18 protein-coding genes are annotated in these 14,522 nt (G+C 65.2%); 1 reads left to right on the top strand and 17 read right to left on the bottom strand.

Annotation, left to right across the window (positions count from 1 at the left end):
• Nucleotides 1-6: 6 nt before the first annotated feature.
• The 4 genes from FHW81_RS06680 to FHW81_RS06665 form a co-directional block, all read right to left on the bottom strand.
• The gene (locus tag FHW81_RS06680) at nt 7-576 is read right to left on the bottom strand and encodes a DUF1285 domain-containing protein (RefSeq protein ID WP_003160628.1); all 570 of its coding nucleotides are present in this window, start codon (nt 574-576) and stop codon (nt 7-9) included.
• Nucleotides 569-1,201 (bottom strand): DUF4823 domain-containing protein, encoded by a 633-nt coding sequence (locus FHW81_RS06675; RefSeq protein ID WP_003091112.1) that lies wholly within the window; start codon nt 1,199-1,201, stop codon nt 569-571. The genes FHW81_RS06680 and FHW81_RS06675 overlap by 8 nt, the downstream gene beginning before the upstream one ends.
• 64 nt (nt 1,202-1,265) lie before the next feature.
• Nucleotides 1,266-2,162, bottom strand: a complete 897-nt coding sequence (locus FHW81_RS06670) for a radical SAM protein (RefSeq protein ID WP_003091113.1) — start codon at nt 2,160-2,162, stop codon at nt 1,266-1,268.
• A gap of 149 nt (nt 2,163-2,311) precedes the next feature.
• A complete protein-coding gene (locus FHW81_RS06665) occupies nt 2,312-2,950 on the bottom strand; it encodes a TetR/AcrR family transcriptional regulator (RefSeq protein WP_003091114.1) in 639 nt (212 codons plus the stop codon).
• Between the two features lie 85 nt (nt 2,951-3,035).
• On the opposite strand from FHW81_RS06665, the gene FHW81_RS06660 reads away from it, so the two are divergent.
• Nucleotides 3,036-4,169, top strand: coding sequence for an aminotransferase class V-fold PLP-dependent enzyme (locus FHW81_RS06660; protein ID WP_003118082.1), 1,134 nt, complete (start codon nt 3,036-3,038; stop codon nt 4,167-4,169).
• Nucleotides 4,170-4,394: 225 nt separating this feature from the next.
• On the opposite strand, the gene FHW81_RS06655 is transcribed toward FHW81_RS06660, so the two are convergent.
• From FHW81_RS06655 to FHW81_RS06595, 13 genes are all read right to left on the bottom strand, one after another.
• Nucleotides 4,395-5,171 carry a TatD family hydrolase gene (locus tag FHW81_RS06655; RefSeq protein WP_003091117.1) on the bottom strand — a complete coding sequence of 259 codons (777 nt, stop codon included), beginning with the start codon at nt 5,169-5,171 and terminating at the stop codon, nt 4,395-4,397.
• 14 nt (nt 5,172-5,185) lie between these two features.
• Nucleotides 5,186-5,542, bottom strand: coding sequence for a PilZ domain-containing protein (locus FHW81_RS06650; RefSeq protein WP_003091119.1), 357 nt, complete (start codon nt 5,540-5,542; stop codon nt 5,186-5,188).
• Nucleotides 5,543-5,575: 33 nt separating this feature from the next.
• A complete protein-coding gene (locus FHW81_RS06645; RefSeq protein ID WP_003104126.1) occupies nt 5,576-6,562 on the bottom strand; it encodes a DNA polymerase III subunit delta' in 987 nt (328 codons plus the stop codon).
• Nucleotides 6,555-7,187, bottom strand: a complete 633-nt coding sequence (gene tmk / locus FHW81_RS06640; RefSeq protein WP_003091125.1) for a dTMP kinase — start codon at nt 7,185-7,187, stop codon at nt 6,555-6,557. The genes FHW81_RS06645 and tmk overlap by 8 nt, the downstream gene beginning before the upstream one ends.
• A gap of 28 nt (nt 7,188-7,215) precedes the next feature.
• Nucleotides 7,216-8,265: an endolytic transglycosylase MltG gene (mltG, locus tag FHW81_RS06635; RefSeq protein ID WP_003104128.1), complete on the bottom strand. Its 1,050-nt coding sequence runs from the start codon at nt 8,263-8,265 to the stop codon at nt 7,216-7,218.
• A 5-nt stretch (nt 8,266-8,270) separates the two neighbouring features.
• Nucleotides 8,271-9,086 (bottom strand): aminodeoxychorismate lyase, encoded by an 816-nt coding sequence (gene pabC / locus FHW81_RS06630; protein WP_003110198.1) that lies wholly within the window; start codon nt 9,084-9,086, stop codon nt 8,271-8,273.
• A complete protein-coding gene (fabF, locus tag FHW81_RS06625; protein WP_003104132.1) occupies nt 9,086-10,330 on the bottom strand; it encodes a beta-ketoacyl-ACP synthase II in 1,245 nt (414 codons plus the stop codon). Before fabF ends, pabC begins: the two co-directional genes overlap by 1 nt.
• A gap of 128 nt (nt 10,331-10,458) precedes the next feature.
• Nucleotides 10,459-10,695 (bottom strand): acyl carrier protein, encoded by a 237-nt coding sequence (gene acpP, locus FHW81_RS06620; RefSeq protein ID WP_003091135.1) that lies wholly within the window; start codon nt 10,693-10,695, stop codon nt 10,459-10,461.
• Nucleotides 10,696-10,890: 195 nt separating this feature from the next.
• Complete coding sequence (fabG, locus tag FHW81_RS06615; RefSeq protein ID WP_003091137.1) at nt 10,891-11,634, bottom strand: 3-oxoacyl-ACP reductase FabG; 744 nt, start codon at nt 11,632-11,634, stop codon at nt 10,891-10,893.
• A gap of 22 nt (nt 11,635-11,656) precedes the next feature.
• On the bottom strand, nt 11,657-12,595 hold the full coding sequence (gene fabD, locus FHW81_RS06610; RefSeq protein ID WP_003104134.1) for an ACP S-malonyltransferase: 939 nt from the start codon (nt 12,593-12,595) through the stop codon (nt 11,657-11,659).
• A 105-nt stretch (nt 12,596-12,700) separates the two neighbouring features.
• A complete protein-coding gene (gene plsX, locus FHW81_RS06605; protein ID WP_071533934.1) occupies nt 12,701-13,711 on the bottom strand; it encodes a phosphate acyltransferase PlsX in 1,011 nt (336 codons plus the stop codon).
• A 3-nt stretch (nt 13,712-13,714) separates the two neighbouring features.
• Nucleotides 13,715-13,897 (bottom strand): 50S ribosomal protein L32, encoded by a 183-nt coding sequence (rpmF, locus tag FHW81_RS06600; RefSeq protein WP_003091143.1) that lies wholly within the window; start codon nt 13,895-13,897, stop codon nt 13,715-13,717.
• A gap of 13 nt (nt 13,898-13,910) precedes the next feature.
• Nucleotides 13,911-14,447, bottom strand: a complete 537-nt coding sequence (locus FHW81_RS06595; protein WP_003091144.1) for a YceD family protein — start codon at nt 14,445-14,447, stop codon at nt 13,911-13,913.
• Between the last annotated feature and the right edge of the window lie 75 nt (nt 14,448-14,522).

Genomic DNA, 14,522 nt, shown 5'->3' with positions numbered 1-14,522 from the left:
CGCCTGTCAGTCCGGCTGCGGGCCGATGGGAAAGAACTCGCCGTGGCTCCAGACGCCGAGCCATTCGATGCCGTCGATCCGGCGCGGCACCGCCAGCTCGACCAGCTGGTAGAACACGTTGCGATGCACCAGCGCCTCGAGGTTGTCGCGCACCCGCAGGTAGGGCGTGGGTTCCTGGCTGCGGGGGTCGATCTCGACGCGCAGCGGATGCCCGGCGTCCGCCTCGACCTCGTCCTCGACGTTGGTGGCGAAGCGCAGTACCTGCGCCCCGCCCTCGCCCTGCACCTGCAGGGTCACCGCGACGAAGGGCGCATCGTCGACGCGGATACCGACCTTTTCCACCGGAGTCACCAGGAAATAGTCGTCGCCGTCGCGGCGAATGATGCTGGAGAACAGCTTCACCATCGGCTTGCGTCCGATCGGCGTGCCCAGGTAGAACCAGGTGCCGTCGCGGGCGATGCGCATGTCGATGTCGCCGCAGAACGGCGGATTCCACAGGTGCACGGGCGGCAGGCCCTTCTTTTCGCCCCTGGGGATCTGCGCCAGCAGGTCGTTGGCCTTGCCGGTATCACTCATAGCCTGTTCCTCGACTGTTCAGGCCCAGCAATTCCTGGGCGTATTGCTCCAGCGGGGGACGCAGCAGGTCTTCCGGGGTGGCGTCGTAGAACGTCAGGAAACCGCCGCGGCTGCGGATGGTCGCGCTGTCCACCAGGAAACGGGTGCTGGTCTCGATCAGCATGACCTGGATGACACTGCGATCGCGCCCGACCCGGCCGAGTTCCTCTTCGTCTTCCCACTCCTCCCAGTTGCCGATCCTGTTGTCGCCCCGGGCGAAACGGCAGTACAGCAGGTAGTGAGCGCCGGCGGCACGCGCCTCGCGCATCGCGTCGTCCAGGCCGAGCGGCGCCTTGGCGCGGCGCACCAGCGGGAAATACTCGACGAAACCTTCGAAGGCCTGCTCGGCCACCACGTTCGGCCGCGCGTACCGGTAGCCCGGCGGCACGAACGGGCCCTGGCCGATGTAGATGAAGGAGTCGGCCTGGATCCGCCGGTTGTTGCTGCGCTGGCTGGCGCTGTGATCGAGCACCCCGGCGTCGCGCAGGTAGTAGTCGGCGCCGTCGGCCAGGTCGCTGGGCTTCATGCAGGCGGACAGGCTGCCCAGGAGGAGCATCGCCAGGGCGATACGGAACAGGTGCAACATCGGTCATCTCCCCTGCCGGCGTCGGAAAACCGGCGAATGACGAGCCGATGCAGCTTCCGCGCCATCACAGGCCACGCTGCCACTCCTGGCGCAGGGCAGCGTGCTGCGGCTGCTCGATGGCCTGGCGGACCTCGGCCAGCAGGCGCGCCTTGTCGGCACCCAGTTCGCCCTTGAGCACCAGATAGTTGGAAGCGTGGTCGCTGCGAAATACCGTGTCTTCGAGCTCCAAACCCTGCAACAGGCGTTCGACCTCGACGAACAGGGCACGCCGATCCAGCGCCTCGAAATCGGCGAAGCCAGCACGGAAACGCTGCTCGCCGGTAGGGAAACTCACCACCAGGGTCGACAGGTACTCCGGCTGGGCGGCGTTCATCAGGCGCGCGGAGTTGTCCGCGTGCTGCGCGCTCAGGGTCATTCCGCCCAGACCGTTGAGGATCATCACCGAACGACTGATCCCCGCCTCGCCAAGCTTTTCCAGCGCATCCAGGGTAGAGGAATAGGTCTCGCCCTTGTTGACCCGCGCCAGCACTTCGTCGTCGCCGGACTCGGCGCCGACATAGGCCATTCGCAGCCCGGCGTCGGCCAGTTCGCGCAACTCGTCGACCGACTTCCTGCGCAGGTTGCGCGGCAGGCAGTAGCTGGATACCCGCTCCACCTCCGGCAAGTGCTCGCGAATCGCCTGCAGCACCGCGAGCAGCCGGCGGGTCGGCAATACCAGGGCGTCGCCATCGGCGAGAAACACCCGCTTGACGATCAGGCGCTCGCCGCAGCGGCGGATCTCCTCCAGTACCTCGTTCTCGTCGCGGGCGCGAAATTTCTTTTGCGGCTGGGTATACATCTCGCAAAAGCCGCATTTGTTCCAGGAACAGCCATTGGTCACCGGGAGGATCAGCGAATGCGCCTCGCTCGGGGGCCGGAACACCGGTTCGATGTAGTGGATGGGGAATTCACGGACACTCATCGGAGAACTCCTGAACGAACGTGGAGCCACCGGCGGATTCGCCGGAAATGGGCAGCCGACGTCCCGCCGGCGGATCGATGGGCGACGAGTATATCCCTGCCGGCAAAGAGTGCGCGGGGCGCAGTGACTGCGTCCCGGCACCACAGGTATCAGGCGCTGGGAGCGTCGCCTTCGCGCTTGCGCTTGTTGCCCATGCGCACGCCGATATCCATCAGGAAGTGGAAGAAACCTTCCTGGTCTTCCAGCACCTCGCGCCAGAACGGCGAGTGGTACAGCGCCACGGCGCCATGCACCAACGCCCAGGCAGCGCAATAATGGAAGTACGGCGGAACGTTCTCCAGCTTGCCGTCGGCGATACGCTCCTTGATCAGTTGGGTCAGGCGTTCGAAGTTGGAGGCGCGGATCTTGTGCAGCTCCTCGACCATCTCCGGCACCTGGCTGGTCTTCACCACCTTCTCTTCCAGGCGGTCGAACAGGCGGTAGCGCTGCGGATCGCGCATGCGGAACTCGAAGTAGGCACGCGACAGGGCTTCCTTGTCGCGGGCTACGTCTTCGGAATGGAACAGGGCGGCGAGATCGCGCTCGTAGTCCAGCATCAGGCGCAGGTAGATCTCCGCCTTGGACTTGAAGTGCTTGTAGATCGTGCCTTTGCCGATGCCGACGGCATCCGCGATCATCTCGACCGTTACGCTGTCTTCCCCCTGTTCGAGGAACAGCTTGAGGGCGGTATCGAGAATCTCCTGTTCACGGCGACGAAATTCACGAACTTTGCGAGGCTCTTTCTGCATAAAAAGACTGTCAGGTCAAAATGAGTCAAAAATCGAAGCCGCGTATTATGCCTATTCAGCACGAAAATGCACGGAACATCCGACGATGAATTGTTACCAGGACGAATTCGACCAGACCAACGGTCTGCGCTACCTCAACCACGCAGCGGTCGCACCCTGGCCTAGACGCGCCGCCGACGCGGTGAGCGCCTTCGCCCGGGAGAACGTCGCCCACGGCGCCAGCGACTATCCGGAATGGCTGAAGATAGAACATCGCCTGCGCGAGCGCCTTGCCCGACTGCTCAATGCGCGCGCCGGCAGCGACCTCGCCCTGGTCAAGAACACCTCCGAGGCGCTTTCCTTCGTAGCCTTCGGCCTGGATTGGCGAGAGGGCGACCAGGTCGTCATCGGCAACGAGGAGTTCCCCTCCAATAGAGTGGTCTGGGAAGCCTTGCGCCCGCGCGGCGTCGAAGTGGTCGAGGTCGGTCTCGCCGGCGACGATCCCGAGAGCGCCCTGCTCGCCGCCTGCGGCCCGCGCACCCGCCTGCTGTCGATCAGCGCGGTGCAGTACGCCAGCGGCCTGCGCCTTGACCTGGAGCGCATCGGCGCGGGATGTCGCCGCCGCGGGGTGCTGTTCTGCATCGACGCGATCCAGCAGCTCGGCGCCCTGCCCTTCGACGTACAGGCCTACGATTGTGCCTTCGCCATGGCCGATGGGCACAAGTGGATGCTCGGCCCCGAAGGGCTGGGCGTCTTCTATTGCCATCCCGAGCAGCGCGAGCGCCTGGCGCTGCACGAATATGGCTGGCACATGCTGGAACATGCCCTCGATTACGAGCGTCGCGACTGGCGGCCGGCGCGCAGCGCCCGGCGCTTCGAATGCGGCAGCCCGAACATGCTCGGCGCGATGGCCCTGGAGGCCAGCCTGGGGCTGTTGGAGGAGGTCGGCATGGAGCGGGTCGGCAGAGACATCGCCGAGCGCGTCCAGTGGCTACAGGACGGTCTGTCGGGAATTCCCGGGGTACGCCTGCACAGCCCGCGGAACCCGAGCCGACGCGCGGGCATCCTGACCTTCAGCCTGGACGGCCAGGACAATCGGACACTCTTCGAAACGCTTCGCCAGGAACGGGTCATTTGCGCCCAGCGTGGCGGAGGTATCCGTTTTTCCCCGCACTTCTACACGAGTTCGACGGTGATCGACGATACCCTGGCGATCTTGCGCCAGGTCGCAGGCACCTAGGTACTCAAGGACCGCAAGGGTATTCCAAATCTGTTTAAAAAACCGCCAGCCCTGTCTGGACGCCCCACGAACATGACCAATACTGAAAGGTACTGGCGCGCGGTATCTCCCCCCAAGTACCCAGCCAGTGAAGGTACCGAGGAATGCGTACCTTTGTTCCACTCCTAATGGTCTTGACCCGGATTCATCCCCCAGAACCCGGGTTTTTTTTATCCGTGCGCCGGCCTAGCGGGCCAACGGAAACAGCCGATGGAAATTGGCGGTAGTCTGCTCCGCCAGGGTTTCCAGGCTGACGCCACGCAACGTCGCGAGGAATTCGGCGACATCGCGCACGTATTCCGGCAGGTTCGGCTTGCCGCGATGGGGAATCGGCGCCAGGTAGGGCGAGTCGGTCTCCACCAACAGCCGGTCGGCCGGTACCTGGCGAGCCACCTCGCGCAGGGCATCGGCATTGCGGAAGGTGACGATGCCGGACAGGGAAATGTAGAAGCCCAAGTCCAGCGCCGATCGCGCCATTTCCCAGTCCTCGGTGAAGCAATGCAGCACGCCGGCCTGCGGCAACGCCGCCTCGCGCAGCAGCGCCAGCGTGTCGGCGCGCGCCTCGCGGGTGTGCACGATCACTGGCTTGGCGGTGATCCGCGCGGCTTCCAGGTGCAGGCGAAACGCCTCCTGTTGCAACTCGGCGGCTTCCGGTTCGTAGTGGTAGTCGAGGCCGGTCTCGCCGATCGCCACCACCCGCGGATGCGCCAGTTCGCCCAGCAGCCAGTCCAGCGCTGGCGCGCTTCCGGGCTCCAGGTCCAGCGGGTGCACGCCCACCGAACAGTGCACGTCGGCATAGCGCTCGGCCAGGGCCTTCACCGCCTGGGCATTGTCGGCGCTGACGCCGATGCAGAGGAATTGACCGACGCCACGCGCTCGCGCGGCATCCAGCGCCGCATCGAGCGAGCCGCCATGGGCGGCCAGGTCGAGGCGATCGAGGTGGCAGTGGGAATCGACCAGCATGATCCTGTCTAGCGTTACATCGTGTGGGTCGGCCGGTCCGACTTCAGCGCCCCGGCCAGGTAGGTTTCGATCTTGTTGCGGGCGGTGTTGTCACCGTCGTTGAACTGCACGCCGATGCCCGCCGCACGGTTGCCCTGGGCGCCCTTCGGGGTGATCCAGACGACCTTGCCGGCCACCGGGATCTTCTCCGGCTCTTCCATCAGGTTGAGCAGCATGAAGACTTCGTCGCCGAGCTTGTAGTTCTTGTTGGTGGGAATGAACAGCCCGCCGTTCCTGATGAACGGCATGTAGGCGGCGTACAGCACGGACTTGTCCTTGATGGTCAAGGACAGGATGCCGTTACGCGGCCCCAGATTGGGTGGCAAACTCATGCAGGTTCCTGCCAGTCGAATATCAGCGGGATTCTAGCCCGGCCCGGGCAGGCTTGCCCACTGCACCAGCAGGGCTTCGAGAAGCAGGACACGGTTGAGGTTGGCCTTGTTCAACACTTTCTGCCGCTGTTGCAGCAGCCAGTCCTGCATGGCCAGCACCTTGGCCTGCCCGGATTTGTCGCCCAGGTACTGGATCACCTTGCGCATGTCGGCCAACCCCAGCCCCTCCTCGTCGTGGGTCAACTGGTAGCGCAGGATGCCCAGCGTCCAGTCGCAGAACCAGTCGAAGAGCAATGGCAACGGCACGCTGTTCCAGCTTTCGGCCAGTGGGCTGGCGGCGATCTGCTGCTTGAGCAGCTTCTTCACCCCCTCGACCACCTGCGCGCGCTGCTCGCGCACGCCCTGGCCGTGCAGGCGCTGGGCGGTGAGCGGCGAGCCGCCGGAAAGCGCCAACAGTTCCTCCAGGGCCTCGGCCGGCTCGTCGGGCAGGGCCCGCGCCAGCCATTCCAGACTCGCCGCCGCGCCCGGCAAAGGGCAGGCCTGCTGCACGCAGCGGCTCTTGATGGTCGGCAACAGGCGGCTGGGCTGGTGGCTGATCAGCAGCAGCACAGTATCGCCCGACGGCTCTTCAAGGCTTTTCAACAGGGCGTTGGCGGCGTTCACGTTCATCGCCTCGGCGGGTTCGAGCAACACGACCTTGCGCCCGCCCAGTTGCGCGGTCTGCACCACGAAGCCAACCAGGTCGCGGACCTGATCGACCCGGATCGGTTTCTCCGCCTCCTCCGGCTCCAGCACGAAGTAGTCCGGATGGGTACCGGCGGCCAGCAACTGGCAGGCCTTGCACTCGCCGCATGCGCCAGCGGCGGCAGGCCGCTGGCAGAGCAGTTGGGCGGCCCAATGCTCGGCCAGGGCACGCTTGCCGATCCCGGCGGGACCGTAGAGCAGATAGGCGTGGGCGTGCTGGGCGCGGCCGCCCAGTTGGCTCCAGAGCGCCTGCTGCCAGGGATAGATATCAGCCATTCAGACGCTCCAGCAGATTCGGCAGCAGCCGATCCAGGCCAGCCTGCACCTCGGCCAGCGGCAACCCGGCATCGAGCACCTGGTAACGCTCCGGGGCCTGCGCGGCGCGCTGCAGGTAGGTCTGACGCACGGCCTCGAAGAAGCGTCGGTCCTCCTGCTCGAAACGGTCGAGCCGGCCACGCGCCGCCGCCCGCGCCAGGCCGATTTCCACCGGCAGGTCGAAGACCAGCGTGAGGTCGGGCCGCAGGTCGCCCTGGACGAAGCTTTCCAGCGCGGCGATGCGCGCCTCCGGCAAACCGCGCCCGCCGCCCTGGTAGGCATAGGTGGCATCGGTGAAGCGATCGCAGAGCACCACGGCCCCGCGCGCCAGCGCCGGGCGGATGACCCCGGCGAGATGCTGGGCCCGCGCGGCGAACATCAGCAACAGCTCGGTATCGGCGGCCATCGGCTCGTCGCTGGGCGCCAGCAGCAGTTCACGGATGCGCTCGGCGAGAGGCGTGCCGCCAGGCTCGCGGGTCAACTGCACCTCGATGCCGCGCTCGCGCAGGCGCTCGGCCAGGTAGTCGCGGTTGGTGCTCTTGCCGGCCCCTTCCGGGCCCTCCAGGGTGACGAACAGGCCGGTCACACGGCACTCCTTATCTTGGCTGCGCCGCTCATTGTGGCGGCGGGGTGATGGGCGCGGGGCTGGAGCGATAGTCCGAGCGACGCTTCAACTGGTACTCGCGGACCGCCTTGTTGTGTTCGTCCAGGCTGCTGGAGAACACATGGCTGCCATCGCCGCGCGCCACGAAATACAGGGTCTCACCCTCGGCCGGATGCAGCGCGGCGCGAATCGCCTCGCGCCCGGCCAGGGCGATCGGGGTCGGCGGCATGCCCGGCACCACATAGGTATTGTAAGGGGTCGGTTCGCGCAGGTCGGCGCGGGTGATCTTGCCGTTGTAGCGCTCGCCCATGCCATAGATCACCGTCGGATCAGTCTGCAACAGCATGCCGCGCTGCAGGCGGCGGACGAAGACGCCGGCGATCTGCGAACGCTCTTCCGGCACGCCGGTTTCCTTTTCCACCAGCGAGGCCATGATCAGCGCCTGGTAGGCGTCGCGATAAGGCAGGTCCTGGCTGCGGCCATCCCATTCCTTGGCGAGGATGGTCTGCATGCGCTGGTAGGCCTTGCGCAGTATGTCGATGTCGCGCATGCCACGGGTGTAGCGGTAGGTATCGGGGAAGAAGCGCCCTTCGGCCACTTCGTCGGGCTTGCCGAGGCGTTGCATGATCTCGCCGTCGCTCAGGCCGGCCAGGGTCTGCTCCAGCTTGCCCTGCCTGGCGAGCGCTTCGCGCACCTGGCGGAAACTCCAGCCCTCGACCAGGGTCAGGCTGTACTGCACCACCTCGCCTTCACGCCAGAGTTCCAGCAGGTCGGCGCCCTTCATCCCCGGCAAGAGGCGGTATTCGCCGCTGTGCAGGGCCTGGCCCGGCAGGTTGAAACGCCAGTAGAGGCGCAGCCAGAACGCGCCATGGAGCACCTTTTCCTGCTCCAGACGCGCGAGCATGCCGCCCGGCGTGGAGCCCGAGGAAACGTCCAGCAGGCGCTCCTCGGTCAATTGCAGGGGCTGCTCCAGCGCCCGCTGCTGCTGCCATGCAGCCAGGCCGACGCAGAGGCCAACGAACAACAGGCCACTCTCCAGCAGCACCAGCAGTTTGCGCATCAAAGTCAGAAATCCAGGTCGTCGCGAAGTTGGTCTTGCAGTTTACGGGTCAGCTCGCCGACCGGCCAGACGTGCTCGTCCAATGCCCGGACCGGCCAGATGCCGAACTGGCTGTTGCACAGAAAGACCTCGTCGGCCGTCGCCAGTTCAGCCATGGAAACATCCCGTATCGCCAGCGGGACGCCGATTCCTTCGGCGCGCTCGAGCAATTCCGCGCGCATCACTCCAGCGACGCCGCAGCGCCGCAGGTCAGGCGCCACGAGGGTGCCGTCGAGAACCAGCAGCAGGTTGCTGAACACGCCCTCCACTACCCGCTCGTGCACGTCCAGCATGAGCCCTTCGGCATGCCCGGCGTCGCTCCACTCGGCACGGGCGAGGACCTGCTCCAGGCGATTGAGGTGCTTGAGGCCGGCCAGCAGGGGCTGCTCGGCCAGGCGCGTGCGGCAAGCGAACAGGCGCACGCCTTGCTGCCAGTGGCGCTCGGGATAGGCCGGACGCGGCGATCCGGAGAGGATTCGCCGCGGCGAGGCCTCGGCAGGCGGCGCGTAGCCACGCAAACCCTCGCCGCGGGTGACGATCAGCTTGGCGACACCGTCGCCCAGCGCCGCGCAGAACGCCAGCAACTCCTGGCGCAACGCCGCGGCGTCGAGAGGGATTGCCAGGCGCCGACACCCCTCTTCCAGGCGCGCCAGGTGGCGCTCCAGGAGACGCGGCGTGCCGGCGCGCACCGCCAGGGTCTCGAACAGCCCGTCGCCATAGGCCAGTCCGCGATCGCGCACGGACAGCTCGGCGGCGGGCCGGCCGTCGACCCAGTCCAGCATCAGTCGGCGAACCTGCGGAACACCAGGGTGCCGTTGGTCCCGCCGAAACCGAACGAGTTCGACAGGGCCACGTCGATCTTGCGCGGCTTGGCTTCATGGGCCACCAGGTCGAGATCGCAACCTTCGTCCGGGTTGTCCAGGTTGATGGTCGGCGGGGCGACCTGGTCGCGCAGGGCCAGCACGCTGAAGATCGCCTCCACCGCACCGGCGGCACCCAACAGGTGGCCGGTCATCGACTTGGTCGAACTCATCGACAGCGCATGGGCATGCTCGCCGAACACGCTCTTCACCGCGGCGATCTCGGCGATGTCGCCGGCCGGGGTGGAGGTGCCATGGGCGTTGATGTAATCGACCTGACGAGGATCCAGGCCGGCATCGCGCAGCGCGTTCTTCATGCAGCGGGCGGCACCGGCGCCGTCTTCCGGCGGCGCGGTCATGTGGAAGGCGTCGCCGCTCATGCCGAAGCCAACCAGCTCGGCATAGATCCGCGCGCCGCGGGCACGGGCGTGCTCCAGTTCTTCGAGCACCAGGGCGCCGGAACCGTCGGACAGGACGAAGCCGTCGCGATCCCGGTCCCACGGACGGCTGGCACGGGTCGGCTCGTCGTTGCGAGTGGAGAGCGCGCGAGCCGCGCCGAAACCACCCAGGCCGAGACCGCAGGCAGCCATTTCGGAACCGCCGGCGACCATCACGTCGGCCTCGCCATAGGCGATGTTGCGAGCAGCCATGCCGATGCTGTGGGTACCGGTGGTGCAGGCGGTGGTGAGGGCGTAGTTGGGCCCCTGCAGACCCAGGTGGATCGACAGGAAGCCGGAAACCATGTTGATGATCGAACCGGGCACGAAGAACGGCGAGATGCGCCGCGGCCCCTGCTCGAACAGGGATCGGCAGTTGTTCTCGATATTGGTCAGGCCGCCGATACCGGAACCCATGGATACGCCGATACGCTCACGATTGGCGTCGGTGACCTCCAGGCCGGAATCGCGAACGGCCTGGAAGCTGGCGGCGAGACCGTACTGGATGAACAGGTCGAGCTTGCGGGCTTCCTTGGCGGACAGGTATTCCTCGACATTGAAACCCTTGACCGAACCACCGAAGCGGGTGGAATAGGCGGACAGGTCCATATGCTCGATCGGGGCGATCCCGCTGCGACCGGCGAGAATACCTTCCCAACTGCTCGGGACATCCAGGCCCAGCGGCGACAGCATGCCCATGCCAGTAATGACGACGCGTCTACGCGACACTACGACTTCCTCTTTCTCATTTCACGGGGTTGCGCCGACAGACTACCAGAGTAGGTAAGGCGCTAAAGAAAAGCCGCACGCCCTTACAGGCTGTGCGGCTTTTCCACGTCGGAAAATCCGACGACTACTTATTGCTGGTGAGCAACGATGTAGTCGATGGCTTCCTGAACGGTGGTGATCTTTTCAGCTTTCTCGTCAGGGATTTCGGTCTCGAATTCCTCTTCCAGAGCCATCACCAGCTCGACGGTGTCAAGGGAGTCGGCGCCCAGGTCTTCGACGAAGGAAGCGCTGTTGGTGACTTCTTCTTCCTTCACGCCGAGTTGTTCAGCGACGATCTTCTTAACGCGTTCTTCGATGGTGCTCATACCTTGTTTTCACTCCTATGGAAAATCCGAGCAGCTGGGCTGCGGGTAAGTGTATAGAAAGGGTTTTCTGCTTTTCAAGCTGAACGCCTCACCTTCCCACGGCCACTTCGATAATTCTATCTAATAACCCGGCTGCAATTCCGCAACGAATTCTAGACAGCGCTTATGACAGACCCGAGAAAGGTAACGTCACATTCAGCTCATGTACATCCCACCATTGACCGGCACGGTGGCCCCGGTCACATAGGCTGCGCCGTCCGAAGCGAGGAAGCCGACCACCTTGGCGATCTCTTCCGCCTGCCCCAGGCGACCCAGCGGAATCTGGCCCAGCAGCGCTTCGCGCTGGGCTTCCGGCAGCTCGCGGGTCATGTCGGTGTCGATGAAGCCCGGCGCCACCGCATTCACGGTAATGGCACGCGAACCGACTTCCCGGGCCAGCGCACGGGTGAAGCCCTCCAGGCCGGCCTTCGCCGCGGCATAGTTGGTTTGCCCGGCATTGCCCATGGCGCCGACCACGGAACCGATGTTGATGATGCGCCCCCAGCGGGCCTTGGTCATACCGCGCAGAACGGCTTTCGACAGACGGTAGAGACTGTTCAGGTTGGTGTTGACCACATCGAACCACTCGTCGTCTTTCATGCGCACCAGCAGATTATCGCGGGTGATGCCGGCGTTATTGACCACGATCAGCGGTTGGCCGAGATGCTGCTGGATGTGCTCCAGGGTCGCGGCTACGGATTCGTCGCTGGAAACGTCCAGGACCAGGCCCGCACCCTCGACGCCATTGGCCTTGAGGGTTTCGGCGATCTTCTCGGCGCCGGACGCGCTGGTCGCGGTGCCGATGACCACGGCACCCAGGCGCCCCAGTTCCAGCGCAATCGCCTGGCCGATGCCACGGCTGGCGCCGGTTACCAATGCGACCTTACCTTGCAGACTCATGGGATTCTCTCCTTTCTCTCTCTCAGGCCAGGGCGGCGCGCGTGGCGGCGAACGCCTCGACGCCATCCAGGCCATGGGTATTGATGCCCTTCGCGCAGCGCCTGTTGAGGCCTGCCAGGACCTTGCCCGGCCCGCACTCGACCAGCTCGGTGACGCCCTTTTCCGCCAGCAGCTGGATGCTCTCCACCCAGCGAACCGGGCTGTACAGCTGTGCCAGCAGGTCGCGGCGCAGCGTATCGAGATCAGCCGGCACGGCGGCGCTGACGTTCTGCACCAGCGCAATCTTCGGCGCCTGCCACTGCAGGCTTTCGACCGAGGCGGCGAACTGCTCGGCGGCCGGACGCATCAGTTCGCAATGCGACGGCACGCTGACTGGCAGCGCCACCGCGCGCTTGGCGCCGCGTGCCTTGCATGCCTCGATGGCACGCTCAACGGCAGCCGCGGCACCGGCGATCACTACCTGCCCCGGCGCGTTGAAGTTGACCGCGCTGACCACCTCGCCCTGGGCCGCCTCGGCACAGGCCGCCAATACATCGGCGTCTTCCAGGCCAAGGATCGCGGCCATGCCGCCCTGCCCCGCCGGAACCGCCTGCTGCATCAGTTGGCCCCTACGCTCGACCAGCTTGACCGCATCGGCGAACGCCAGGCTTTCGGCCGCGACCAGCGCGGAATATTCGCCCAGGCTGTGCCCGGCGACGAACGCCGGGCGCGCACCGCCCTCGGCCAGCCAGAGGCGCCAGAGCGCGATCGAAACCGTGAGGATGGCCGGCTGGGTCTTGTCGGTCTGGTTCAGGTGCTCTTCAGGACCATTCTGGACCAGCGCCCAAAGGTCGTAACCGAGCGCCTCGGAGGCCTCGGCGAAGGTATCGCGCACCAGCGCCTGCTGGGCGCCCAGCTCGGCCAGCATGCCGAGGGATTGCGAACCCTGGCCGGGGAAGACGAATGCGAGGGATGCAGACATTGAATAGGTCCCTTGTGGTCTTTTGCTCGTCGGAGATAACGCGCCAGCCGCGACTGGCGCAGGAAACTGAGTGTTGGATGGCTGCCTGGACCGCCCGGTCACACATTAGAGCAGCAGATGCTCGAGACGGCCATGCAATCGTTGCGGCAGGTTTTCCCGGACTTCCAGTGCCGCGCGACGCAAGGCGCTCTGGAAACCCTCCTCGGCGGCAGACCCATGGCTTTTCACCACTATCCCCTGCAATCCGAGGAAACTGGCGCCGTTATAGCGTGCCGGAGCGATATCGCCGCGCAGCCGGCGCAGCAGCGGCAACGCCAGCGCACCGACCAGCTTCGCCGCCAGTCCATCGCGGAAGCGCTGTTCGATCCGCGCCGACACCATGGCAGCCAGGCCTTCGCTGGCTTTCAGCAGGATGTTGCCGACGAAACCGTCGCAGACCACCACGTCGGCCTCGCCGCGATACAGGCCATCGCCCTCTATATATCCGCTGAAATTCAACCCCTGCGCCTTCTGCAACAGACTCGCCGCCAGCTTGACCTGCTGGTTGCCCTTGATCTCCTCGGTCCCCACGTTGAGCAGGGCGACCCGGGGCGAGACGCAGCCCAAGGCCTCTGCCGCCACCGCGCCCATCACCGCGAACTGATAGAGATGCTCGGCACTGCAATCCACGTTGGCGCCGAGGTCGAGCAGATGACAATGCCCCTTCTCGGTCGGAACCGCCGTCACCATCGCAGGGCGGTCGATACCGGGCAGGGTCTTCAGCAGGTGCCGCGACAGCGCCATCAACGCCCCGGTATTGCCGGCGCTGACGCACGCGTGCGCCCGGCCGTCGCGGACCAGCTCCAGCGCCACGCGCATGGAAGCGTCCGGCTTGCCACGCAAGGCCTGGGAGGGACGTTCGTCTGAACCTATCACTTCGCTGGCCGCATGCACACGCAGGCGCTGCCGGTCGAGCGACGGATAGCGGGAAAGGAGTTCTTCGAGGAGGGCAGGCTGACCGACGAGGATCAGTTGCGAAGAGGAATTCTCGGCCAGGAAGGCAATAGAGGCCGGAACAACGCAGTGGGGACCGAAGTCCCCACCCATTGCATCAATCGCGATGATTGGTGCGGACAAGGATTACTCGTCGGAGCCCTTGTCTACTACCTTACGGCCGCGATAGAAGCCGTCCGGGGATACGTGGTGGCGCAGGTGGACTTCACCGGTGCTCTTTTCCACGGACAGAGCATTGGACTCGAGCGCATCGTGGGAACGACGCATGTCACGAGCGGAACGAGACTTTTTGTTCTGCTGAACAGCCATGATTGATTAACTCCTAAACGTTTGGGTCACGCTTCAACTGTGCCAGTACGCTGAACGGATTAGGACGCTTGTCCTCGACTTCGCTCGACTCCGGCTCGTCTTCGACGACGAATCCAGCCGGGTGCTGACATACTTCGGGGTCATGGGCCGGAACGATGGGTAAGGCGAGCAACAGCTCGTCCTCGACCAGCGCCAGCAGGTCCAGGGGTTCCTCCCCCACTTCCAGCGCATCGTACCCCTTCGGCAGACCGTCGGCGGACTGACCTTCCCGAAGAATGGCGTAGGTATATTCGCCATGCACGGGAATGGCCGCCGCATCCAGGCAGCGTTGGCATACCATGCTCACCTCGGTATCGAGCTGCATATGCATGACCGCCAGCTTCTGGTGGTCGCGCTCGAAGGAAACCTTCACGCGCACCTCACCGGCATCGCTGGTCAGTTGCTCGCATACACGCGGCATATCGGCGAGCGCGTACACACCCTCGAGGGTGGCGCCGCGGTCGACCAACTTGCGCGGATCGATATGAGGTGGAATCGGCCCATTCAACATAAGCGCGCCATTATAGGGACGCCCCCGCGCCTGTCAAAGGAAATTAGCCATAAACCGCTGTAAGGACGAGTCTTT

It is taken from the genome of Pseudomonas sp. RC10-4-2, assembly GCF_050433085.1.
In the GTDB taxonomy this organism is placed as follows: Bacteria; Pseudomonadota; Gammaproteobacteria; order Pseudomonadales; family Pseudomonadaceae; genus Pseudomonas; species Pseudomonas aeruginosa.
The sequence above is the reverse complement of the archived record's forward strand: the minus strand, read 5'-3'. Positions and strand labels throughout refer to the sequence as shown.